Source organism: Microbacterium resistens (genome assembly GCF_021172025.1).
Taxonomy (GTDB): domain Bacteria; phylum Actinomycetota; class Actinomycetes; order Actinomycetales; family Microbacteriaceae; genus Microbacterium; species Microbacterium resistens.
This window is the reverse complement of the sequence record NZ_CP082781.1, coordinates 2,489,593-2,507,971: the sequence shown is the minus strand read 5'-3', so window position 1 is coordinate 2,507,971 and position 18,379 is coordinate 2,489,593. Positions and strand designations below refer to the sequence as shown.

The 18,379-nt window shown below is 73.2% G+C and carries 16 protein-coding genes; 8 read left to right on the top strand and 8 right to left on the bottom strand.

Going from position 1 to position 18,379, the window contains the following annotated elements:
- Entirely contained in the window at positions 1 to 702 is a 702-nt protein-coding gene (locus K8F61_RS11880; protein ID WP_067247899.1) for a GTP pyrophosphokinase, read from the top strand.
- Between the two features lie 21 nt (positions 703 to 723).
- Here the strand turns inward: K8F61_RS11880 and K8F61_RS11875 are convergent, their stop codons facing one another.
- A complete protein-coding gene (locus K8F61_RS11875) occupies positions 724 to 1,938 on the bottom strand; it encodes an amidohydrolase (protein WP_231819256.1) in 1,215 nt (404 codons plus the stop codon).
- A gap of 156 nt (positions 1,939 to 2,094) precedes the next feature.
- Here K8F61_RS11875 and K8F61_RS11870 point away from each other — a divergent pair, with 156 nt between their 5' ends.
- Entirely contained in the window at positions 2,095 to 3,315 is a 1,221-nt protein-coding gene (locus tag K8F61_RS11870; protein ID WP_231819255.1) for an MFS transporter, read from the top strand.
- A gap of 55 nt (positions 3,316 to 3,370) precedes the next feature.
- Here the strand turns inward: K8F61_RS11870 and K8F61_RS11865 are convergent, their stop codons facing one another.
- From K8F61_RS11865 to K8F61_RS11840, 6 genes are all read right to left on the bottom strand, one after another.
- A complete protein-coding gene (locus tag K8F61_RS11865) occupies positions 3,371 to 4,372 on the bottom strand; it encodes a LacI family DNA-binding transcriptional regulator (protein ID WP_067247905.1) in 1,002 nt (333 codons plus the stop codon).
- 267 nt (positions 4,373 to 4,639) lie between these two features.
- On the bottom strand, positions 4,640 to 6,301 hold the full coding sequence (locus tag K8F61_RS11860; RefSeq protein ID WP_067247909.1) for a glycoside hydrolase family 13 protein: 1,662 nt from the start codon (positions 6,299 to 6,301) through the stop codon (positions 4,640 to 4,642).
- A gap of 265 nt (positions 6,302 to 6,566) precedes the next feature.
- Entirely contained in the window at positions 6,567 to 7,514 is a 948-nt protein-coding gene (locus K8F61_RS11855; protein ID WP_231819254.1) for a 2-hydroxyacid dehydrogenase, read from the bottom strand.
- Between the two features lie 70 nt (positions 7,515 to 7,584).
- Entirely contained in the window at positions 7,585 to 8,292 is a 708-nt protein-coding gene (gene purQ, locus K8F61_RS11850; protein ID WP_231819253.1) for a phosphoribosylformylglycinamidine synthase subunit PurQ, read from the bottom strand.
- On the bottom strand, positions 8,289 to 8,537 hold the full coding sequence (gene purS / locus K8F61_RS11845; protein ID WP_231819252.1) for a phosphoribosylformylglycinamidine synthase subunit PurS: 249 nt from the start codon (positions 8,535 to 8,537) through the stop codon (positions 8,289 to 8,291). The genes purQ and purS overlap by 4 nt, the downstream gene beginning before the upstream one ends.
- 201 nt (positions 8,538 to 8,738) lie before the next feature.
- On the bottom strand, positions 8,739 to 9,275 hold the full coding sequence (locus K8F61_RS11840; RefSeq protein ID WP_231819251.1) for an adenine phosphoribosyltransferase: 537 nt from the start codon (positions 9,273 to 9,275) through the stop codon (positions 8,739 to 8,741).
- A gap of 200 nt (positions 9,276 to 9,475) precedes the next feature.
- Between K8F61_RS11840 and K8F61_RS11835 the strand changes: the two genes are divergently transcribed.
- Positions 9,476 to 10,924 carry a glycoside hydrolase family 1 protein gene (locus tag K8F61_RS11835; protein WP_231819250.1) on the top strand — a complete coding sequence of 483 codons (1,449 nt, stop codon included), beginning with the start codon at positions 9,476 to 9,478 and terminating at the stop codon, positions 10,922 to 10,924.
- A gap of 139 nt (positions 10,925 to 11,063) precedes the next feature.
- The gene (locus K8F61_RS11830) at positions 11,064 to 12,068 is read left to right on the top strand and encodes a LacI family DNA-binding transcriptional regulator (RefSeq protein ID WP_231819249.1); all 1,005 of its coding nucleotides are present in this window, start codon (positions 11,064 to 11,066) and stop codon (positions 12,066 to 12,068) included.
- Positions 12,069 to 12,078: 10 nt separating this feature from the next.
- On the opposite strand, the gene K8F61_RS11825 is transcribed toward K8F61_RS11830, so the two are convergent.
- Complete coding sequence (locus K8F61_RS11825; RefSeq protein WP_067247928.1) at positions 12,079 to 12,720, bottom strand: GntR family transcriptional regulator; 642 nt, start codon at positions 12,718 to 12,720, stop codon at positions 12,079 to 12,081.
- 123 nt (positions 12,721 to 12,843) lie between these two features.
- Between K8F61_RS11825 and K8F61_RS11820 the strand changes: the two genes are divergently transcribed.
- Genes K8F61_RS11820 through K8F61_RS11805 form a run of 4 tightly spaced genes read left to right on the top strand, consistent with a single transcriptional unit; the run spans position 12,844 to position 18,327 of the window.
- Positions 12,844 to 14,133 carry an NRAMP family divalent metal transporter gene (locus tag K8F61_RS11820; protein WP_231819248.1) on the top strand — a complete coding sequence of 430 codons (1,290 nt, stop codon included), beginning with the start codon at positions 12,844 to 12,846 and terminating at the stop codon, positions 14,131 to 14,133.
- Position 14,134: 1 nt separating this feature from the next.
- Positions 14,135 to 14,905, top strand: coding sequence for a LamB/YcsF family protein (locus K8F61_RS11815; protein WP_067247934.1), 771 nt, complete (start codon positions 14,135 to 14,137; stop codon positions 14,903 to 14,905).
- A 57-nt stretch (positions 14,906 to 14,962) separates the two neighbouring features.
- A complete protein-coding gene (locus K8F61_RS11810) occupies positions 14,963 to 16,612 on the top strand; it encodes a 5-oxoprolinase subunit B/C family protein (RefSeq protein ID WP_231819247.1) in 1,650 nt (549 codons plus the stop codon).
- Positions 16,609 to 18,327: an acetyl/propionyl/methylcrotonyl-CoA carboxylase subunit alpha gene (locus K8F61_RS11805; RefSeq protein WP_231819246.1), complete on the top strand. Its 1,719-nt coding sequence runs from the start codon at positions 16,609 to 16,611 to the stop codon at positions 18,325 to 18,327. Before K8F61_RS11810 ends, K8F61_RS11805 begins: the two co-directional genes overlap by 4 nt.
- Positions 18,328 to 18,379 lie beyond the last annotated feature (52 nt).

Genomic DNA, 18,379 nt, shown 5'->3' with positions numbered 1-18,379 from the left:
ATGAGCACGGTCCCCGTCGACGATGCGCTGAACGAGACCTTGAACGAGGCGCGGGAGCTCCGCGACGAGTTCCAGCGTTTCCTCCACGAGTACGAGTTCGGGATGCGCGAGATCGAGACGAAGATCTCCATCCTGCGCGACGAGTTCACCCACCATCACTCGTACAACCCGATCGAGCACGTGAAGAGCCGGCTGAAGTCTCCGGACAGCATCGTGGAGAAGGTGGCGCGGCGGGGGATCGAGCCGGACTTCGACTCGATCCGCACGCACATCACCGACATCGCGGGCGTGCGCGTGACCTGCAGCTTCGTAGCCGACGTCTACCGCCTCTTCGACCTCCTGACCGCCCAGGACGACGTGTCGGTGCGGATCGTCAAGGACTACATCGCCACGCCTAAGCCCAACGGGTACCGGAGCCTGCACGCGATCCTCGAGGTCCCCGTCTTCCTCTCCACCGGGCCGATCACGGTGCCGGTCGAGGTGCAGTTCCGCACCATCGCGATGGACTTCTGGGCGAGCCTGGAGCACAAGATCCACTACAAGTTCGCCGGGGCCGTGCCCGCGCACCTCGTCGACAGCCTCACGTCCGCCGCCGAGGCGGCCAGCGCGCTGGACGCCCGCATGGAGCAGCTCCACCACGAGGCGCACGGGACGCCGGTCGGAGCCCTGCCGTCCCCCCGCACCCGGATCGTCCAGGTCTGAGGGCTCCGGCGCGGCGCAGGATCAGCCGAGGAACTCCCGCGCGGCGACGGTGAGCGCCTTCACGCCGACCTCGATCGTCGGATGGATCTCGACGGCGAAGTACGGCGAGTGGTTGGTCGCGATGGCGCTGTCCAGCGTGCCGCTGGCGACGGCCTCGGCGAAGCGCGCCGGATCGATGCCGCCCCAGAACCAGAACACCAGCGGGACCCCCGCGTCGCGGGCGAACCACGACACGTCCTCGCTGCCGGTGAACAGGCCGGGATCGATGACGTTGTCCTCCCCGAACGCGGAGCGGAACGCGCCGATGGCGCGCTCCGCGGCGTCGGCGTCGTTGATCGTGGCGGGCAGGGTGTGCAGGGTCTCGATGGTGGGCTCCGCCGTCGCGCCTGAGGCCAGCGCCTCCGCGCGCACGATCCGCTCGACGCTCGCGAGGACCTTCTCGCGCAGGACCTCGTCGGGGTAGCGCAGGCTCAGCTCCAGCGTGGCCTCGGCGGGGATGATGTTGTTCTTCGTCCCGGCGTGGATGGATCCGACGGTCACCACGGCGAGGTCGTGCGGGTCGACCTCCCGGGAGACGACCGTCTGCAGGCGCATCACGGTCGCGGCGGCCATCACCACCGGATCGACCGTGGAGTGCGGCCGCGAGCCGTGGCCGCCGCGACCGTGCAGGGTCACGGTGAGCCCGTCGGACGCCGACATCTGCGGACCGGGGCGCACGCCGATGACCCCGGCGGGCAGGGGCGTCACGTGCTGGCCGATCACGACGTCCGGTCGCGGGAAGCGGTCGAGGACGCCGTCGTCGAGCATGGCCCTGGCGCCCGCGCCGAACTCCTCCGCGGGCTGGATCACGACGACCAGGGTGCCCGACCACTCGTCCTTCGAAGCGACGAGCTGTTCGACGGCGCCGATCATGGCCGTGACGTGCATGTCGTGGCCGCAGGCGTGCATGACGCCGACCGCGTGCCCCTCGGCGTCCAGCCCCGTGGCCGTGCTCGCGTAGGGGAGCCCGGTGAGCTCGGTGACGGGGAGGGCGTCCATGTCGGCGCGCGCCCAGACGACCGGTCCGTCGCCGTTGCGCAGGACCCCGATCACGCCCGTGACGCCGATCCCCTCGGTCACGTCGAGGCCCAGATCGCGCAGGTGCCCGGCGGCGATCGATGCGGTGCGCGTCTCCTGGAACGACAGCTCGGGATGGCGGTGCAGGTCGATGAACAGCGCTTCGAGATCGATCGTCATGCCGCGAGCCTATCGCCGGGGTGTCCGGCGCTCGCGTGCCGTCGCCCGTCCCGGCGTCCCTCGGCGGGAGGCGAGGACGGCGGATCGCGCGGTGCGGGCGGCGAGCGGCGAGGGAATCCGCCTGCGGATGTCCGACGTCTCTGCTTGGATGAGCGGGTGCAGAAGACACCCGAGGCGCGGACGGCCGGGACCGGGGCTCTCCTCTGGCTCGCCGTGGCCACGTTCTCGATGGGCATCGACGGGTATGTGCTCGCGGGTCTGCTGCCGCAGATCTCCGAGGATCTCGGCGTCACCGAGGCCGCGGCCGGGCAGCTCATGTCGGTCTTCGCGCTCACCAGCGCCGTCGCCGGCCCGGTGCTGGGCGCACTGACCGGGCGCTGGGAGCGCAAGGGGACGATCCTCGTGTCGCTCGCGGTGTTCGTGCTGGGCAACCTGATCGTGGCGATCGGGCCGACGTACGCGTGGGCCATGGCCGGACGCATCGTGTCCGCACTCGGCGGCGGCCTGCTCAACGCGATGGTGGCCGCCTACGTGATCGCCAAGGCCCCGCCCGAGCGGCGCGGGCGCGCGCTGGCTCTCGTCCAGGGCGGGTGGCTCGCGGCGACGGCGCTGGGCGTGCCGATCGGGCTCGTCGTCGGTCAGACGGGATGGCGGATCCCGCTGTACATGGTCGTCGTCGTGGGCGCGGCGGCGCTCGTCGGCATCGCGCTGAAGGTCCCGCACCTGCGCCTGCCGCCGCTGAGCCTGCGTGCATCGCTGCGTCCTCTCGCGGAGCCGAAGATCCTGTTCGCGCTGCTGATCCCGGCCGGGCTGATGTGCGCGAGCTACTTCTGCTTCACCTACGCGGCACTGATCTTCGAGCCGCGGATCGGCGCGGGGCTCGGGATGGTCGCGGTGCTCTTCGGATACGGGATCGTGAGCCTCGGCGGGAACCTCGTGTCGGGGTGGATGACGGATCGCACCACCCCGGTGCGCGTGATCACGACGATCATCGTCGGAGTGCTGGCGGTCGCGGTCCTCGGGTCCTTCGGCCTGCTGCTGCCGGGGATGCTCGGTGCGGCGGCCGCCGTGCTCTGGTTCCTCTTCACGGCGTTCTTCAACGGCGGGTCCGGGGTGGCGCTGCAGGCGCGGCTCGGGGCGATGGCGCCGGAGTCCGCGGCGTTCGTGCTGGCGCTCAACACGAGCGGCATGCTGCTGGGCAGCGCCCTGGGCAGCGCGAGCGGCGGGCTGGCCCTTGCGACGGGGGTGCCGCCGGACGGACTGCTGCCGTTCTCCGCCGGGATCCTGGCCGTCACGCTCCTGCTGCACGTCGTCAGCGTCCGCTGGTCCGCGCGCGAGGACGAGCGCGAACGCCGACTGCTGCCCGCCGGCTGCTGACGGGGCACGCCGCTGACCGGGCCCGCCGGCTGCTGATCGGACACGCCGGGGAGGCTCAGCGGCGGGTCGTCGTTCCGCGGACCACCAGCTCGAAGGGGAGCGCGGTCGGACCGGCGGTGCCCGGCTCGGCGAGCGTGCGCAGCAGCGCCTCGGCGGCGCGGCGGCCCTGGAGCAGCGGGAACTGGTCGACCGTGGTGAGCTGGAAGAACCCGCCCAGCTCGTGTCCGTCGATCCCCACGACGGACAGATCCTGCGGGACGCGGTAGCCGAGGTCGCGGGCCGCGAGGATCGCGCCGATCGCCATCTCGTCCGACGCGGCGAAGATCGCGGTCGGTCGGCGCCCGGGGCGTCCGAGGAGCTGCTTGGCCGCGCGGAAGCCTCCCTCGACGGTGAAGTCGGCGGGCTCGAGGAACGTCGGTCGCGGGGTGATCCCGGCGCGTTCCAGCGCCTTCTCGAACCCCTGCCTGCGCTGCGTGGGGATGTGGAAGTCCAGATCGAACTCCGGGCTCGCGCCGATGTGCGCGATGTCGCGGTGCCCCAGGCTGAGGAGGTGCTCCGTGGCCAGCTCGGCCACGGCCAGGTCGTCGACGGTGAGCGTCGTCAGCGACGGGTTCGGCCCGCCGATCGCGATCACCGGCAATGCGAGATCCCGCAGTCTCTGGGTCTCCTCCTCGTCGAGCTCGATCGAGACCGCGATGAGGGCGTCCACGCGTTGCCGGCGCAGGAACGTCGAGAAGACGTCCCTGCGCACCTCCGCGTCCGCGGTGATGTTGTACAGCGTGATGTCGTAGCCCGCCTTCATGAGCGTGCTCGACACCCCCGACAGCACGGTGCTGAAGAACCAGCGGTCGAGGTACGGCACGATCACGCCGACGTTGCGGGTCCGCCCGGACGCCAGGCTGGAGGCCCGCGACGACACCACGTAGCCGAGCGCGTCCGCCGCTTCCTGCACTTTCGCGCGTGCGGCCTCGGAGACGTGGCCGCGCCCGCTGAGCGCCCGTGACACCGTCGCGGTGGAGACGCCGGCCCGCCGTGCGACCTCGTCGATGCTCACCACGTCCGGTCCCCGTCCGCTCGCCGCCCCCCGGTGCGGTGTCGACCGCCCCGCTGCCCGCCCGGGCGGTGCCGTCCCGATCTGCACACTCGGTCCCGATCTGCACAGGTTTCGGTGAAGAACCTCCGCGAATCGGGCCGACGTCCGCGGATCGGGACCCCGTTCCGGGTGCGCCGCCCCGGGTCAGGAACGCCGGACCGCACGAGTGCCCCGGGGCCGCGCGACGGTTCGGCGGTCCCGGGACGACGGTGCGGTCCGGCGCTCACGCGGTCAGCCCCGCACGTACCAGGCGGCGGTGTTCGGCGGCAGTGCGGTACCGGAGAACGGCTCGCTCTGCACGACGAAGCGCGCATCGGCGGGCAGCTCGATCGGGTCGTCGCCGAGGTTCGCCGCCACGTGCAGGTCCCCGCGGCGGAACGCGACGGCGTTCGGGTCCAGGTCCTCCCACACGAGGCTTCCCGCGCCGAGGCCGCGCTCGCGGCGCACCCGCAGCAGCTCCTGGTACAGCGAGAGGGTCGATCCCTCGACGCCCCGCTCGACGTCGCGCGCGTACTCGGCCCACTCCGGCGGCTGGGGGAGCCACGAGGCACCGGTGTCGTTGAAGCCGTAGGCGGGGGCGTCGGCGACCCAGGGCAGCGGCACGCGGCAGCCGTCGCGGCCGTAGCGCTCGCCGTTGGTGCGGAACCAGGTCGGGTCCTGCCGGAACTCGTCCGGGATCTCCATCGCCTCGGGAAGGCCGAGCTCCTCGCCCTGGTACAGATAGGCGGATCCGGGCAGGGCCAGCATCAGCGTGGTCGCGGCCCGGCCGCGGGACAGGCCGATCGCGCGATCCGGCTTCCCAGGCGAGTTCGGGCCGATCCCCTCGCCCTGCGGGTTGTCCGCCGTCAGCGCCAGGCGCGAGGCATGCCGGACGACGTCGTGGTTGGAGAGGACCCACGTGCTGGGCGCCCCGACCGCGCCGAACTCGTCCAGCGACTCGCGGATGACGTCCCGCAGCGCGCTCGCGCCCCAGGGGGTCATCAGGTAGGGGAAGTTGAAGGTCTGGTGCATCTCGTCCGGACGCACCCACAGCGCCGTCTTGGCGAGGGTGGGCAGCCACGCCTCGCCGCACAGCGCGCGGTCGCCGTCGTACTCGGCGAGCACCGTGTGCCAGTCGCGGTAGATGTCGTGGACCTCGTCCTGCCCCCAGTACGGCACGTTCTCCTCGCCGCCGCCCATCGAGTCGGCGTCGGCGACGGGGGCGTAGTCCGGAAGGCCCGCCTCCTTGACCATGCCGTGCGCGACGTCCACGCGGAAGCCGTCGACGCCCCGATCCAACCAGAAGCGCAGGATGGAGCGGAACTCCTCGCGCACCTCCTCGTTGGTCCAGTCGAAGTCGGGCTGGGTGGCGTCGAAGATGTGCAGGTACCACTGACCGGGCGTGCCGTCGGCCTCGGTGATCCGCTCCCACATTCCGCCGCCGAAGACGGACTCCCAGTTGTTGGGCGGGAGCTCCCCGTTCTCGCCGCGGCCGTCGCGGAACACGTAGCGGGCGCGCTCGCGGCTTCCCGGTCCCGCCTTCAGTGCGGCCTGGAACCACGGGTGCTGGTCGGAGGAGTGGTTGGGCACCAGGTCGACGATCACGCGGATCCCGCGGGCGTGGGCCTGCGCGAGCATCTCGTCGAAGTCGGCGAGCGTGCCGAAGAGCGGATCGACGTCGCGGTAGTCGGCCACGTCGTAGCCGGCGTCGCGCTGCGGGCTGGTCATGAAGGGGCTCAGCCAGATCGCATCGATCCCGAGCTCCTTCAGGTCGTCGAGGCGGGACGTGATGCCGGGGAGGTCCCCGATCCCGTCGCCGGAGGCGTCCGCGAAGGAGCGGGGGTAGATCTGGTAGATGACGGCGGACCGCCACCACTCGGAACCGGGTGCGGATTTCTGCTCGAGCTCTGCCATGCGCCCAGGCTAGTGCAAACGCTTACACCCCCGCCAGCAGGCGCGTCGAATCGGTTCGGGCCGGCGTGCGGCGTGCAGGTTCCGCGGTTCATTCCTGCGGAGTTCTGCCGTTGCGGCGGAGGATGCGGCGGGGTTGCTCCGCTGTTGCGGTGGTTCTCCGCGCGAGCGGAAGTGCGCGGCGATCCCGGCCGACGCTGAGCCGATGCCGCACCACGGCACATCGGGTCCCGGACCCGGAGTCCGGAGGGGACGCCCGGGCGGGACGTCAGTCGCCGAGGACGACGTTGATCGGCGGCTCGCCCGCGAGCATCCGCTCGATCTGGGTCTTGACGAGGCGGGCGATCCGGGGGTTCATCGCCGTGGAGGCTCCGCCGACATGCGGGCTGATCAGGAGGTTCGGCGCGGACCAGAGCGGGTCGCCTTCGGGGATCGGCTCCTGCTCGAAGACGTCGAGCGCGGCGCGGAGTCGTCCGGATTCGAGCTCGGCGCCCAGCGCCGTGGTGTCCACGATCGATCCGCGGCCCACGTTGACGAGGAGCGCGCCGTCCGCCAGACGGCGGAGCAGCTCCGCGTCGAAGAGATGCCGTGTCTCGTCGCCGCCCGGGAGGCTGAGGATGACGATGTCCGCGTCGGGCAGGAGCGCAGGGAGCTCGTCGATCCCGTGCACGTCGATCGCTCCCAGGCCGTCGACGTCCTCCCGGCGGGCGGTGCGCGCGACGGCGGACAGCTCGACCTCGAACGGGGCCAGGCGCCGGGCGATCGCCGTGCCGACGCCGCCGAAGCCGACGAGGAGCACGCGCCGGTCGGCCAGGCTCTCCGCGAAGACCGGCGACCAGCCGCCCTGCTCCTGGGCACGCACGAACCGCGGGAGCTGCCGCTGCGCGGCGAGGGTCAGGGCGACGGCGAGCTCGGCGGTGGAGGTCTCGTGCACGCTCGCGGCGTTGGCGAACGGGACGCCGGCGGGCAGATGGTCGGAGACCCCCTCGTAGCCGATCGACTGGCCCTGGACGAGCCCGACCGACAGCCCGGAGAGGGCGGCGAGCGCCCCCGGCCCGCCCATGTACGGCGGCACGACGATGTCGATCCGGGTGGCGGGAGGGGCGTCCCGGAAGTCCCAGATCCGCAGGTCCACGTCGCTCTGCCACTCGGCGCCTGGCAGGGCGCGGAGGTTCGCGGCGAGGCGTTCGGTGGGGACGGTCACGACGAGGCTCACCCTCCCGAGCGTAGCCGCCGTACCGGGGACCGAGGAGGCGATGGCGATCGACCGCGCGTGCAGAGGTGCGTCAGGCGGCGACGCGGGCGACGGCGGCGATGGCGCTCGTGAAGAAGCCCAGCCCGTCGACGCCGCTGCGCATGGCGGCGGCGGTGTCCGGGCCGAAGCCGGGCTCGGTGGCGTGCTCCGGGTGCGGCATCAGGCCGACGACGTTGCCCGCCGCGTTGGTGATGCCCGCGATGTCGCGCAGCGACCCGTTCGGGTTCACCCCGGCGTAGCGGAACGCCACGAGTCCCTCGCCCTCCAAGCGATCCAGGGTCTCCTCGTCGGCGATGTAGCCGCCCTCGCCGTTCTTCAGCGGGATGACGATCTCCTGGCCGGCGGCGAAAGCGCTCGTCCAGGCCGTGTCGGCGTTCTCGACCATGAGCTTCTGGTCGCGACGGACGAAGTGCTGGTGGTCGTTGCGGATCAGGCCGCCGGGCAGCAGGTGCGCCTCGACGAGCATCTGGAAGCCGTTGCAGATCCCGAGGATCGGCATGCCGGCGGCGGCGGCCGCCTTGACCTCGGTCATGATCGGCGACAGGGCGGCGATGGCGCCCGAGCGGAGGTAGTCGCCGTAGCTGAAGCCGCCCGGGAGGACGAGCGCGTCGACGCCCTCCAGGTCGTGCGAGCCGTGCCACAGCGCGACCGGCTCGGCGCCGGCGATCCGCACGGCGCGCTGCGCGTCGCGGTCGTCCAGCGAGCCCGGGAAGGTGACGACTCCGATCCGGACGCTCATTCGACGACCTCGACGCCCACGACGTCCTCGATCACGGAGTTGGACAGCACCTCGGCGGCGACGCGGCGCGCCTCGGCGAGCACGTCCTCGGTCACCTCGCCCTCGACCGTCAGCTCGAAGCGCTTGCCGATGCGGACGTCGGCGAACGCGTCCACGCCCAGGCGGGCGAAGGCGCCGCTGACGGCCTTCCCCTGCGGGTCGAGCAGTTCGGACTTGGGCATGACGTCGACGACGATGGTGGGCATGAACGGCTCCGGAAGTCGCGGGCGGGAGGGCGGGGCCAGTCTATCGCGCGGGATGCGCGACGCCCGCTCGCCTCCGGCCGTCCTCCGCGGCCCGATCTGCACAGGAGAACCCGATCTGCACAGGAACGGCGGGCTGACGTGTGCGGATCGGGACGGAGTGTGCGGATCGGGCAGCGCGGGGCTGCCGGAGCGGAGCGCGGGTCAGGAGGAGCGGAACACCGTGTGCACGTCGCCGATGACGTCGCGACCGCCGAGGTCCGCGATCTCGAAGAGCACGGAGACGCCGGCGACCCGGTGTCCGAGCTCCTCGATGATGCGGCGACCGGCGGCGAGCGTGCCGCCCGTCGCGAGCACATCGTCGATGAGGAGGATGCGGGATCCGGCGGGCAGGTCGTCGTGCATCTCGATCGTCGCGGTGCCGTACTCCAGCGCGTAGTCGACGGACGCGGCCGGCTGCGGGAGCTTGCCCGCCTTGCGGATCGGGACGAAGCCGGTTCCCGCCGTGATCGCGGCGGCCCCGGCGAGGATGAACCCGCGCGCCTCGACCCCGGCCACGACGTCGAAGCGCCCGGCGAACGGTGCCACGAGAGCGGCGGTCGTCGCCCGCAGCGCCTCCGCGTCCGCGAGCAGCGGGGTGATGTCGCGGAAGACGATGCCCGGCTCCGGATGGTCCGGAATGGAGCGGATGAGGGCTTCGGCGTGCGCGAGCGCGTCGGGGGCGGGTGCGGCGGAGGTCACCGATCCAGCGTAGGGGGTCGCGTCGGCCGCCCGGTGTCCGGCCGCCCGGGCCGTGGGCCGCGCCCGGCCGGGTCCCCGGGACCGCGCGGTCGCCGAGGGCCGCCAGGACCTCCCGGCGTCGGGCCGTGGTGGTACCGTGGGAGCGCTCTCAACGATCGGCTCCCGGCGCGACGCCCGCACGGGCCATGAAGGAGGACCGCATGTCCCGCTCGTTCCCCGCCGGCTTCCTCTTCGGAGCGGCCACGGCCGCCTACCAGATCGAGGGGGCGGCGTTCGAGGACGGCCGGACGGCCTCGATCTGGGACGCGTTCGCCCGCGTCCCGGGCGCGGTCGCGAACGGCGACACCGGCGACGTGGCCTGTGGCCATTACCACCGGGCGGACGAGGACATCGCCCTGATGCGCGAGCTGGGCCTGCAGTCGTACCGGTTCTCCACGTCCTGGGCGCGGGTGCGTCCGGACGGCGGCGCGCCGAACCCCGCCGGGATCGCGTTCTACGACCGGCTGGTGGACGGCCTGCTGGCGAACGGGATCGTGCCGTGGCTGACGCTCTACCACTGGGACCTCCCCCAGGCGCTGGAGGAGCGGGGCGGATGGACGGCGCGCGACACCGTGGACCGCTTCGTCGAGTATGCGCTGACGATGCACGACGCCCTGGGTGATCGGGTCGCGCACTGGACCACCCTGAACGAGCCGTGGTGCTCGTCCTTCCTCTCCTACACCGCCGGGGTCCACGCCCCGGGCCGCCGCAGCATCCGCGACGGGCTGCTGTCCTCCCACCACCTGCTGCTCGCCCACGGCCGGGCGCTCCAGGAGCTGCGCCGACGCGATCCCGCGCTCAGTCTCGGCCTCACCCTGAACCTCACGGTGGCCGATCCCGCCGACCCGGACGATCCCGCCGATCTGGACGCCGCCCGGCGGATCGACGGCCAGTTCAACCGCTGGTTCCTGGACCCGATCCTGCGGGGCGCGTATCCGGCCGACGTGGTGTCCGACATCCGGGAGGCGGACGCGGACGCCGTGTCCGCGTTCGAGGAGGCGGTCCGGCCGGGCGACCTGGCCACGATCGCGACGCCGCTGGACGTGCTGGGCATCAACTACTACCACGGCGAGCTGCTGTCGGGTCATCCGCAGCCCGGAGGCGACCGGGACGTCCACGACCCGGGCGCCGGCGTGACGCGGCCGACCGGCTCGCCGTTCCCCGCCGCCGAGGGCGTGCACTGGGTCGAGCGGGGGCTGCCGCGCACCGGCATGGACTGGGAGGTGCAGCCCGAGGGGCTCACCCGGCTCCTGCAGCGCGTCGCGAACGAGGCCCCCGGCCTGCCGCTCTACGTCACGGAGAACGGATCGGCGTACGACGACGTCGTGGTGGAGGAGCCGGGCGCCGGAGGTGCGGCGGGGGTGAGGCGGGTCCCCGACGAGGAGCGGACGCGGTTCCTGCGCGCGCACGTCGCGGCGACGTGGGACGCGCTCGAGTCCGGCGTCGACGTCCGCGGCTACTTCGCCTGGTCGCTGCTCGACAACTACGAGTGGGCGTGGGGGTACGAGAAGCGGTTCGGGATCGTCCGCGTCGACTACGAAACCCAGGAGCGGATCGTGAAGGACTCCGGCCGCGAGTACGCCCGGATCATCGCCGCGCGCGCGATCTGATCCCCTGCGCGGCCCCACCCCTCGCCGAGTGGTCAGAAACTGTGGCCATGGCGGCCGTGAACCCACAGAAACTGACCACTCGGCAGAGGGGCGGCGACCGGGCCCGCGTGCGCGAGAATGGAGGGATGAGGGGCACGCCATGAGCGCGTCGAGGGCGACGATCGAGGAGGTGGCGGCCGCGGCCGGAGTGTCGCGGTCGACCGTGTCGCGCGTGGTCAACGGGTCCAGCGCCGTGAGTCCGTCCGCGCTCGCCGCGGTGACCGACGCGATCGCCCGGCTGCAGTACACGCCCAACCGCGCGGCGCGCTCCCTGGCCAGCCGCCAGACCCACGCGATCGCGCTGGTGGTTCCGGAGGACACGTCGCGCTTCTTCGGGGACCCGTTCTTCGCCGCGGTCGTCTCCGGGATCAGCGCGCGCATCGCGAAGTCGGACTACCTCCTGAACCTGCTCATCGCCAGCGACGACCCCGGCGACAAGATGACGAGCTTCGTGCGCAACGGCGGCGTGGACGGGGCGATCATCGTCTCGCATCACACGAGCGACACCTTCGTGGACCGGATCGCGGAGAGCGTGCCGGTGGTCTTCGGAGGCCGCCCGAGCCGTGCGCGACCGACCGACTACGTCGTGGACGTGGACAACGTCGCGGGCGGACGCGACGCCACCGCGCACCTCGTCGAGCGCGGGCGGCGGCGCATCGCGACGATCACCGGTCCGCTGTCGATGCCCGCCGCGCAGGACCGGCTCCAGGGCTTCCGGGACGCCCTCGGGACGGCCGGGCTCGCACCGGCGGCGGTGGAGGACGGCGGCTTCAGCGAGGAGGGCGGCGCAGAGGCGGCCCGCCGCATCCTCGCCGCGCCGGGGCCCCGCCCGGACGCGATCGTCGCGGCGAGCGACCTCATGGCGCGCGGGGCGCTCTCGGTGCTCCGCGCCGCGGGGCTGCGGGTGCCGGAGGACGTGGCGCTCATCGGGTTCGACGACTCGCACGCGGCGGCGGCCGCGGATCCGCCGCTGTCCACCGTCCGCCAGCCCATGCACGCACAGGGGGAGATCATGGCGGGCATCCTGCTCGACGTGCTGTCGGGCGGGGAGCCGCCCCGGGTGAGCATCCTGCCGACGGAGCTCGTCGTCCGATCCTCGTCCTGAGCGCGTCGCGTCAGGAGCGCCCCATCCGCGCGAAGGCGCCCAGCACCGTCCGCTCCGACTGGAGGAGGTACTTCTCCAGCTCGCGCACGCCGGCCTCGGGGCCGTCGGCGAGGAACGCGGTGAGCACCGCGCGGTTCTTCCGCACGAACGGTTCGTGCAGGGCCCGGGGGTCGTCGATCTCGAGGAAGGCCAGACGCAGCTCCGCGGCGACGTCGCGATACGTGCGCGCGAGCCGGGGGCTGTCGGCGAGCGCGACGATCGCGTCGTGGAACGCCATGTTGGCGCTGCCGACCGCTCGCCAGTCCTCGCTCGCGATGTTCGCCTCCGCCTCGGCGACGGCATCGGACATGCGCTGCACCGCGGGGTGTTCGGGCTCGGAGGCGCGCAGCGCCGCGCACTCGATCGCGCGGCGCGCGCGGTAGATGTCGACGACGTCGGCGATGGACGGGGAGGCCACGGATGCGCCGCGGTGCGGGACATGCTCGATCAGGCCCTGCTCGGACAGGACCCGGAACGCCTCGCGGAGCGTGTTGCGCGAGACGCCCAGGCGTTCGGCGAGCGCCGACTCGGACAGCCGGGAGCCCGGGGCGAACTCGCCGTCGATGATGCGTCGCCGCAGCTCGTCGGCGAGCGGGCCCTGATGCGTCGTCACCCCCACATGCTAGGCGAGCGGTCGGACGGCGGTTGGATCTGCCCCTAATATTGTTGAACAATCTGGGCGCATCTGTTCTACACTCGGACGAAACCGCCCCACCGACGACGTTGGGAACCACGTATGTCCGATTCCTCCCCGCAGACCTCCGCCGCCTCCCTCGCTCCCGAGGAGCACGCGCGCGCCGCCGCCGCGAAGAAGCGCGCCGGCCGCAGCGCCGTCATCGGCGCCATCTTCCTCATGGCCACGAGCGCCATCGGACCGGGCTTCATCACCCAGACCGCGACGTTCACCGCCACGATGGGCGCCGCGTTCGCGTTCGCGATCCTCGTCTCCGTGCTCGTGGACATCGCCGTCCAGCTCAACATCTGGCGGATGATCACCTCGTCCGGCAGACGCGCCGGGGAGCTCGCGAACAGCGCCATCCCGTTCTCGGGTCACGTCATCGCCGTGCTCGTGGTGATCGGCGGCCTCGCGTTCAACATCGGCAACATCGCCGGCGGAGGTCTGGGCCTGAACGCCCTCCTCGGGATCGACCCCAAGATCGGCGGGCTGATCACCGGCGCGCTGGCCATCATGATCTTCCTCATCAAGAAGGCGGGCCGTGTCATGGACGTGGTCCTCGTCGTCCTCGGCGTCGGGATGATCGTGATGACCGTCGTCGTCGCGATCATCGCCCAGCCGCCGATCGGCGACGCGCTCCGGCAGACGATCGTGCCCGACCAGCTCAACTTCGCCACGATCACGACGATCGTCGGCGGCACCGTGGGCGGCTACATCACCTACTCCGGGGCGCACCGCTACCTCGCGTCGGGGCACGTCGGCCCGGAGGCGGCCGGTCCCGTCATGCGCGCCGCGGCGAACGGGATCCTCGTCACCGGCATCATGCGGTACGTCCTGTTCCTGGCGATCCTGGGCGTCGTGGCCAGCGGCGTGGCACTGGATCTGTCCAGCCAGGCCGCCAACCCCGCCGGCCAGGCGTTCGGCGCGGTCCTCGGCGAGGCCGGGCTGCGGATCTTCGGCGCCATCTTCTGGGCCGCGGCGATCAGTTCCGTCATCGGCGCCGCCTACACGTCGGCGACCTTCCTGTCCACCTTCCACCAGCGCTTCCTCGGCGGGTGGTCGCTGCAGTGGGCGACCGTCGTCTTCATCGTGGTCTCGCTCGTCGTGTACCTGCTCATCGGCACCGCCCCGGCCGCGATCCTCGTCTTCGTGGGCGGCTTCAACGGCCTGATCCTCCCCATCGGGCTGACGGTGTTCATGTACATCGGGTGGTTCCGTGCCGATCTGCTCGGTGTGACGCGCTACCCGCGCTGGCTGCTCGTCGCCGGTACCCTCGTGACCGCCCTCACCTGGTACATGGGCGCCGTCTCGATCGGCCCCATCTTCGCCTTCCTCGGAATCGGAGCCTGACATGCCCGTGATCGACCTCAACTCGGACCTCGGCGAGAACGTCCCGGACCGGATCGTCAGCGACGACGCGAGCATGCTCGCGATCGTCACGAGCGCGAACGTCTCGTGCGGCTTCCACGCCGGCAGCCCCGAGGGGATCCGGGAGACGCTGGTCGCGGCCGTCGCGCACGGCGTGACGATCGGCGCGCACCCGGGCTATCGCGACTACGAGAACTTCGGGCGCACCGCGGTGGACATCGACTCCGCGACCCTGCAGGCGCACGTCGAGTACCAGCTCGGCGCGCTGGACGGGCTCGCCCGCGGCGCGGGCGGCGCCGTCGCCTACGTGAAGCCCCACGGCGCGCTGTACAACACGATCGCGCGCGACGAGCGCCAGGCGAAGGACGTCGTGGCTGCGATCCGGGCGATCGACCCGGATCTGGTCCTGCTCGGCCTCGCGGGGGGAGTCGTGCTGGAGGTCGCCGAGCGCGCGGGGCTCCGCGTCGCGGCCGAGGCGTTCGCCGACCGGGCCTACCAGCCAGACGGGCAGCTCGTCTCCCGCACGCAGGAGGGCGCCGTGCTGCACGATCCGGCGGCGGTCGCGGCACGCATGGTGCGGCTGGCGGAGGAGGGCGTGATCCGGGCGGTCGACGGCACGGACGTCCGCGTCGAGGCGCAGTCCATCTGCGTCCACGGCGACAGCCCCGGCTCCGTCGCCATGGCCGCGGAGACCCGTCGTCTCCTGGAGCAGGCGGGCGTCGCCATCGCGCCCTTCGCCGGATCCGCGTCCTGACATGGCCGGCACAGAGCACCCGGGCACGGACCGCCTGGGGATGAGGCGCGGTTCCTGATGCGCATCCTCACCGCCTCCGACCGCGCCCTGCTCGTCGAGGCCGCCGACCTCGACGAGGCGATGCGGCTGAACCTCGCCTGGGCCGAGGTCCCGGGGATCGCGGAGCTCGTCCCGGGCGCGCGCACCGTCCTCGTCCGGTTCGACCCGGCCCGCACGACGGCGGACGCGCTCGCCGCGGTGCTCGCCGACACGGCCGTGGACGCCGCGCACGTGCCGCACGTCGGGGAGGCGACGATCCCGGTCCGGTACGACGGCGAGGACCTGGCGGACGTGGCGGACCTGCTGGCCGTCTCGGCCGAGGAGGTCGTGGCGCGCCACCTCGCGGCGCAGTGGCAGGTGGCCTTCTCCGGCTTCGCCCCCGGCTTCGGGTACGCGGTGGGGTCGGATCCGCTGTTCGACGTGCCGCGACGGTCGTCCCCGCGCACGCGCGTGCCGGCGGGGTCCGTCGCGCTCGCCGGGCACTTCACCGGGGTCTACCCGAGGGAGAGCCCCGGCGGTTGGCAGCTCATCGGGCGCACGGACGCGGTCATGTGGGACATCGACCGGGACCCGCCGGCGCTGCTCGCACCGGGGACGCTCGTGCGGTTCGTGCGCGCGGACCGGGAGGCGGCCGCCGGGGCCGGGGCTGCCGCCGGGGCCGGGACTGTCGCCGGGGCCGGGGCCGGGGCCGGGGCCGCCGCCGGATCGGGCGACCGCCGCGCGACCCGGGAACGGATGCACGACGGGTCCGGGGTCCTGGAGGTGGTCCGGCCCGGGCTGCAGACGCTCGTGCAGGATGGGGGGCGTCCGGGCCACGCCGCGCTCGGGGTCTCCGCGTCGGGCGCCGCGGACCGCACGGGGTTGCGGGACGCCAACCGCGCCGTGGGGAACGACGCGGGCGCGGCGGCGCTGGAGATCGTCGGGGCGGCGCAGCTGCGCTACCGCGGGCCCGCGACCGTCGCCGCGGTGACGGGGGCCGTGTCGGAGCTCGTCCGCACCGCCGCCGACGGCGGCAGGGCGACTCTCCGCCACGGAGTCCCCTTCGCTCTCGACGACGGGGACGAACTGCACCTCGGACACCCGGTGCGGGGGCTCCGTCAGGTCGTGGGCGTCCGCGGCGGCGTGGCGGCCGAGCCGGCCCTCGGTAGCAGTGCGGCCGACACCCTCGCCGGGCTGGGGCCGGCGCCCTTGCGCGCCGGGGATGCGGTGCGGATCGGGGATCCCCGCCGCGCCCCGCACGCCGTGGATCCCGCGCCGGTGCCCCGGGCGCTCCCCGCCGCCGGCGAGGTCGTCGAGCTGGGCATCACCTGGGGTCCCCGTGACGACTGGTTCCGTCCCGACGCGCTCGACACGCTCCTCGGGCAGGAGTGGGAGGTCACGCCGCGGTCGGACCGCGTCGGCATCCGGCTGCGGGGCGCGGTCGCGCTCGAGCGCGCGGTGCCGGGGGAGCTTCCGAGCGAGGGCGCGGTGACCGGTGCGATCCAGGTCCCCCCGGACGGGCAGCCGGTCCTGTTCCTGCCGGACCACCCGCTCACCGGCGGCTACCCGATCATCGGGGCGGTCGTGGACCGCGATCTCGATCTCGCCGGGCAGCTGCCGCCCGGCGCCCGCATCCGCTTCCGCGCGGCGCCGCGCCGCGGCGCATCGTCCGAGGAGGACCCGTCATGAAGAAGATCCTGATCGCGAACCGCGGCGAGATCGCCGTGCGCGTCGTCCGCGCCTGCGCCGAGGCCGGGTACGCCTCGGTCGCCGTGTACGCCGACCAGGACGCCGATGCGATGCACGTGCGGCTCGCCGACGAGGCGGTGGGCCTGGGGGGCTCCTCCGCCGCGGAGACGTACCTGTCCGTGCCGGCGCTGCTGAGGGCCGCGGCCGACGCCGGCGCGGACGCCGTGCACCCCGGGTACGGCTTCCTGTCCGAGAGCGCCGCGTTCGCACGAGCGGTCGAGGACGCGGGGCTCACCTGGATCGGCCCGACGCCGGAGAGCATCGACGCGCTGGGGGACAAGATGACCGCCCGTCGCATCGCCGAGCGGGTGGGGGCACCGCTGGCGGCGGGGACCGACCGGCCGTTGCGCGGTCCGGCCGAGGCGGTGGCCTTCGCCGAGGAGCACGGCCTTCCCATCGCGATCAAGGCCGCGTACGGCGGCGGGGGCCGGGGGCTCAAGGTGGTCCGGGACGCCGCGGAGGTGGCGGAGGCGTTCGAGGCGGCGACGCGCGAGGCGGTCGCCGCCTTCGGGCGCGGGGAGTGCTTCGTCGAGCGCTTCCTCGAATCGCCCCGCCACATCGAGGTGCAGGTGCTCGGCGACGGTCGAGGGACGGTGGTCGTGGTCGGCGACCGCGACTGCTCCCTGCAGCGTCGCAACCAGAAGCTCGTCGAGGAGGCTCCGGCGCCGGGGCTGTCCGACGCGCAGCGGGACCGGATCCACGAGGCCGCACGCCGGATCTGCGCGGAGGTCGCCTATCGCGGCGCGGGGACCGTCGAGTTCCTCCTCGCCGCGGACGGGACGATCTCCTTCCTGGAGGTCAACACGCGCCTGCAGGTCGAGCACCCCGTGACGGAGGCCGTGACGGGCGTCGATCTCGTCCGCGAGCAGTTCCGGATCGCCGCGGGCGACGGGCCCTCGTTCACCGAGACCCCGGTCTCCGAGGGGCACGCCTTCGAGTTCCGGATCAACGCCGAGGATCCCGGCCGCGGCTTCCTGCCGAGCCCCGCGCGGGTCGACCGGCTGCGGGTGCCCGGCGGGCCCGGCGTGCGCTGGGACGCCGGTGTGGAGGCGGGGGACACGATCCCTGCCGCCTTCGACTCCCTGATCGCCAAGCTCGTCGTGCACGCGCCCTCGCGGGACGCGGCTCTGGTCCGGGCCCGCCGCGCCCTGCGGGAGCTGGACATCGAGGGGCCGGCGACCGTGGTCCCGTTCGACCGGCTCGTCGTCGACGCCCCCGAGTTCGCCACCGACGGATTCGGCGTGCACACGCAGTGGATCGAGGCGGAGTTCCTCCCGCGGTCGGAGGCGCAGCAGCGTCCGGAGCCCGCCGAGGAGAGCGGGATGCGGCGGTTCGCCGTCGAGGTGGACGGCCGCCGGATCCGGGTCGGGATCCCCGAGGCGCTGCTCGCGGGCCTCGCCGGGGCGGCGGATCCTGCGGAGCCCGGACCGGTGCCGGGACCGGACCCCGCGCGACTGGCCGCCCCCGCGCCCGGCGTGCTCGTGCGCTGGCTCGTGGCCGACGGGGCGGAGGTCGCCGAGGGGGACGCGGTCGCCGTGCTGGACGCGATGAAGATGGAGACGACGGTCGTGGCGCACCGGGCCGGCGTCCTGCGTCGCGAGCTCCAGGAGGGGGACGCGGTCGGCGCGGACGAGGCCGTCGCCGTCATCGACTGACGTCCGAGGGCGCGGGAGGGGATCCCCGAGGGGCACTCCCTCCCGGCCCTGC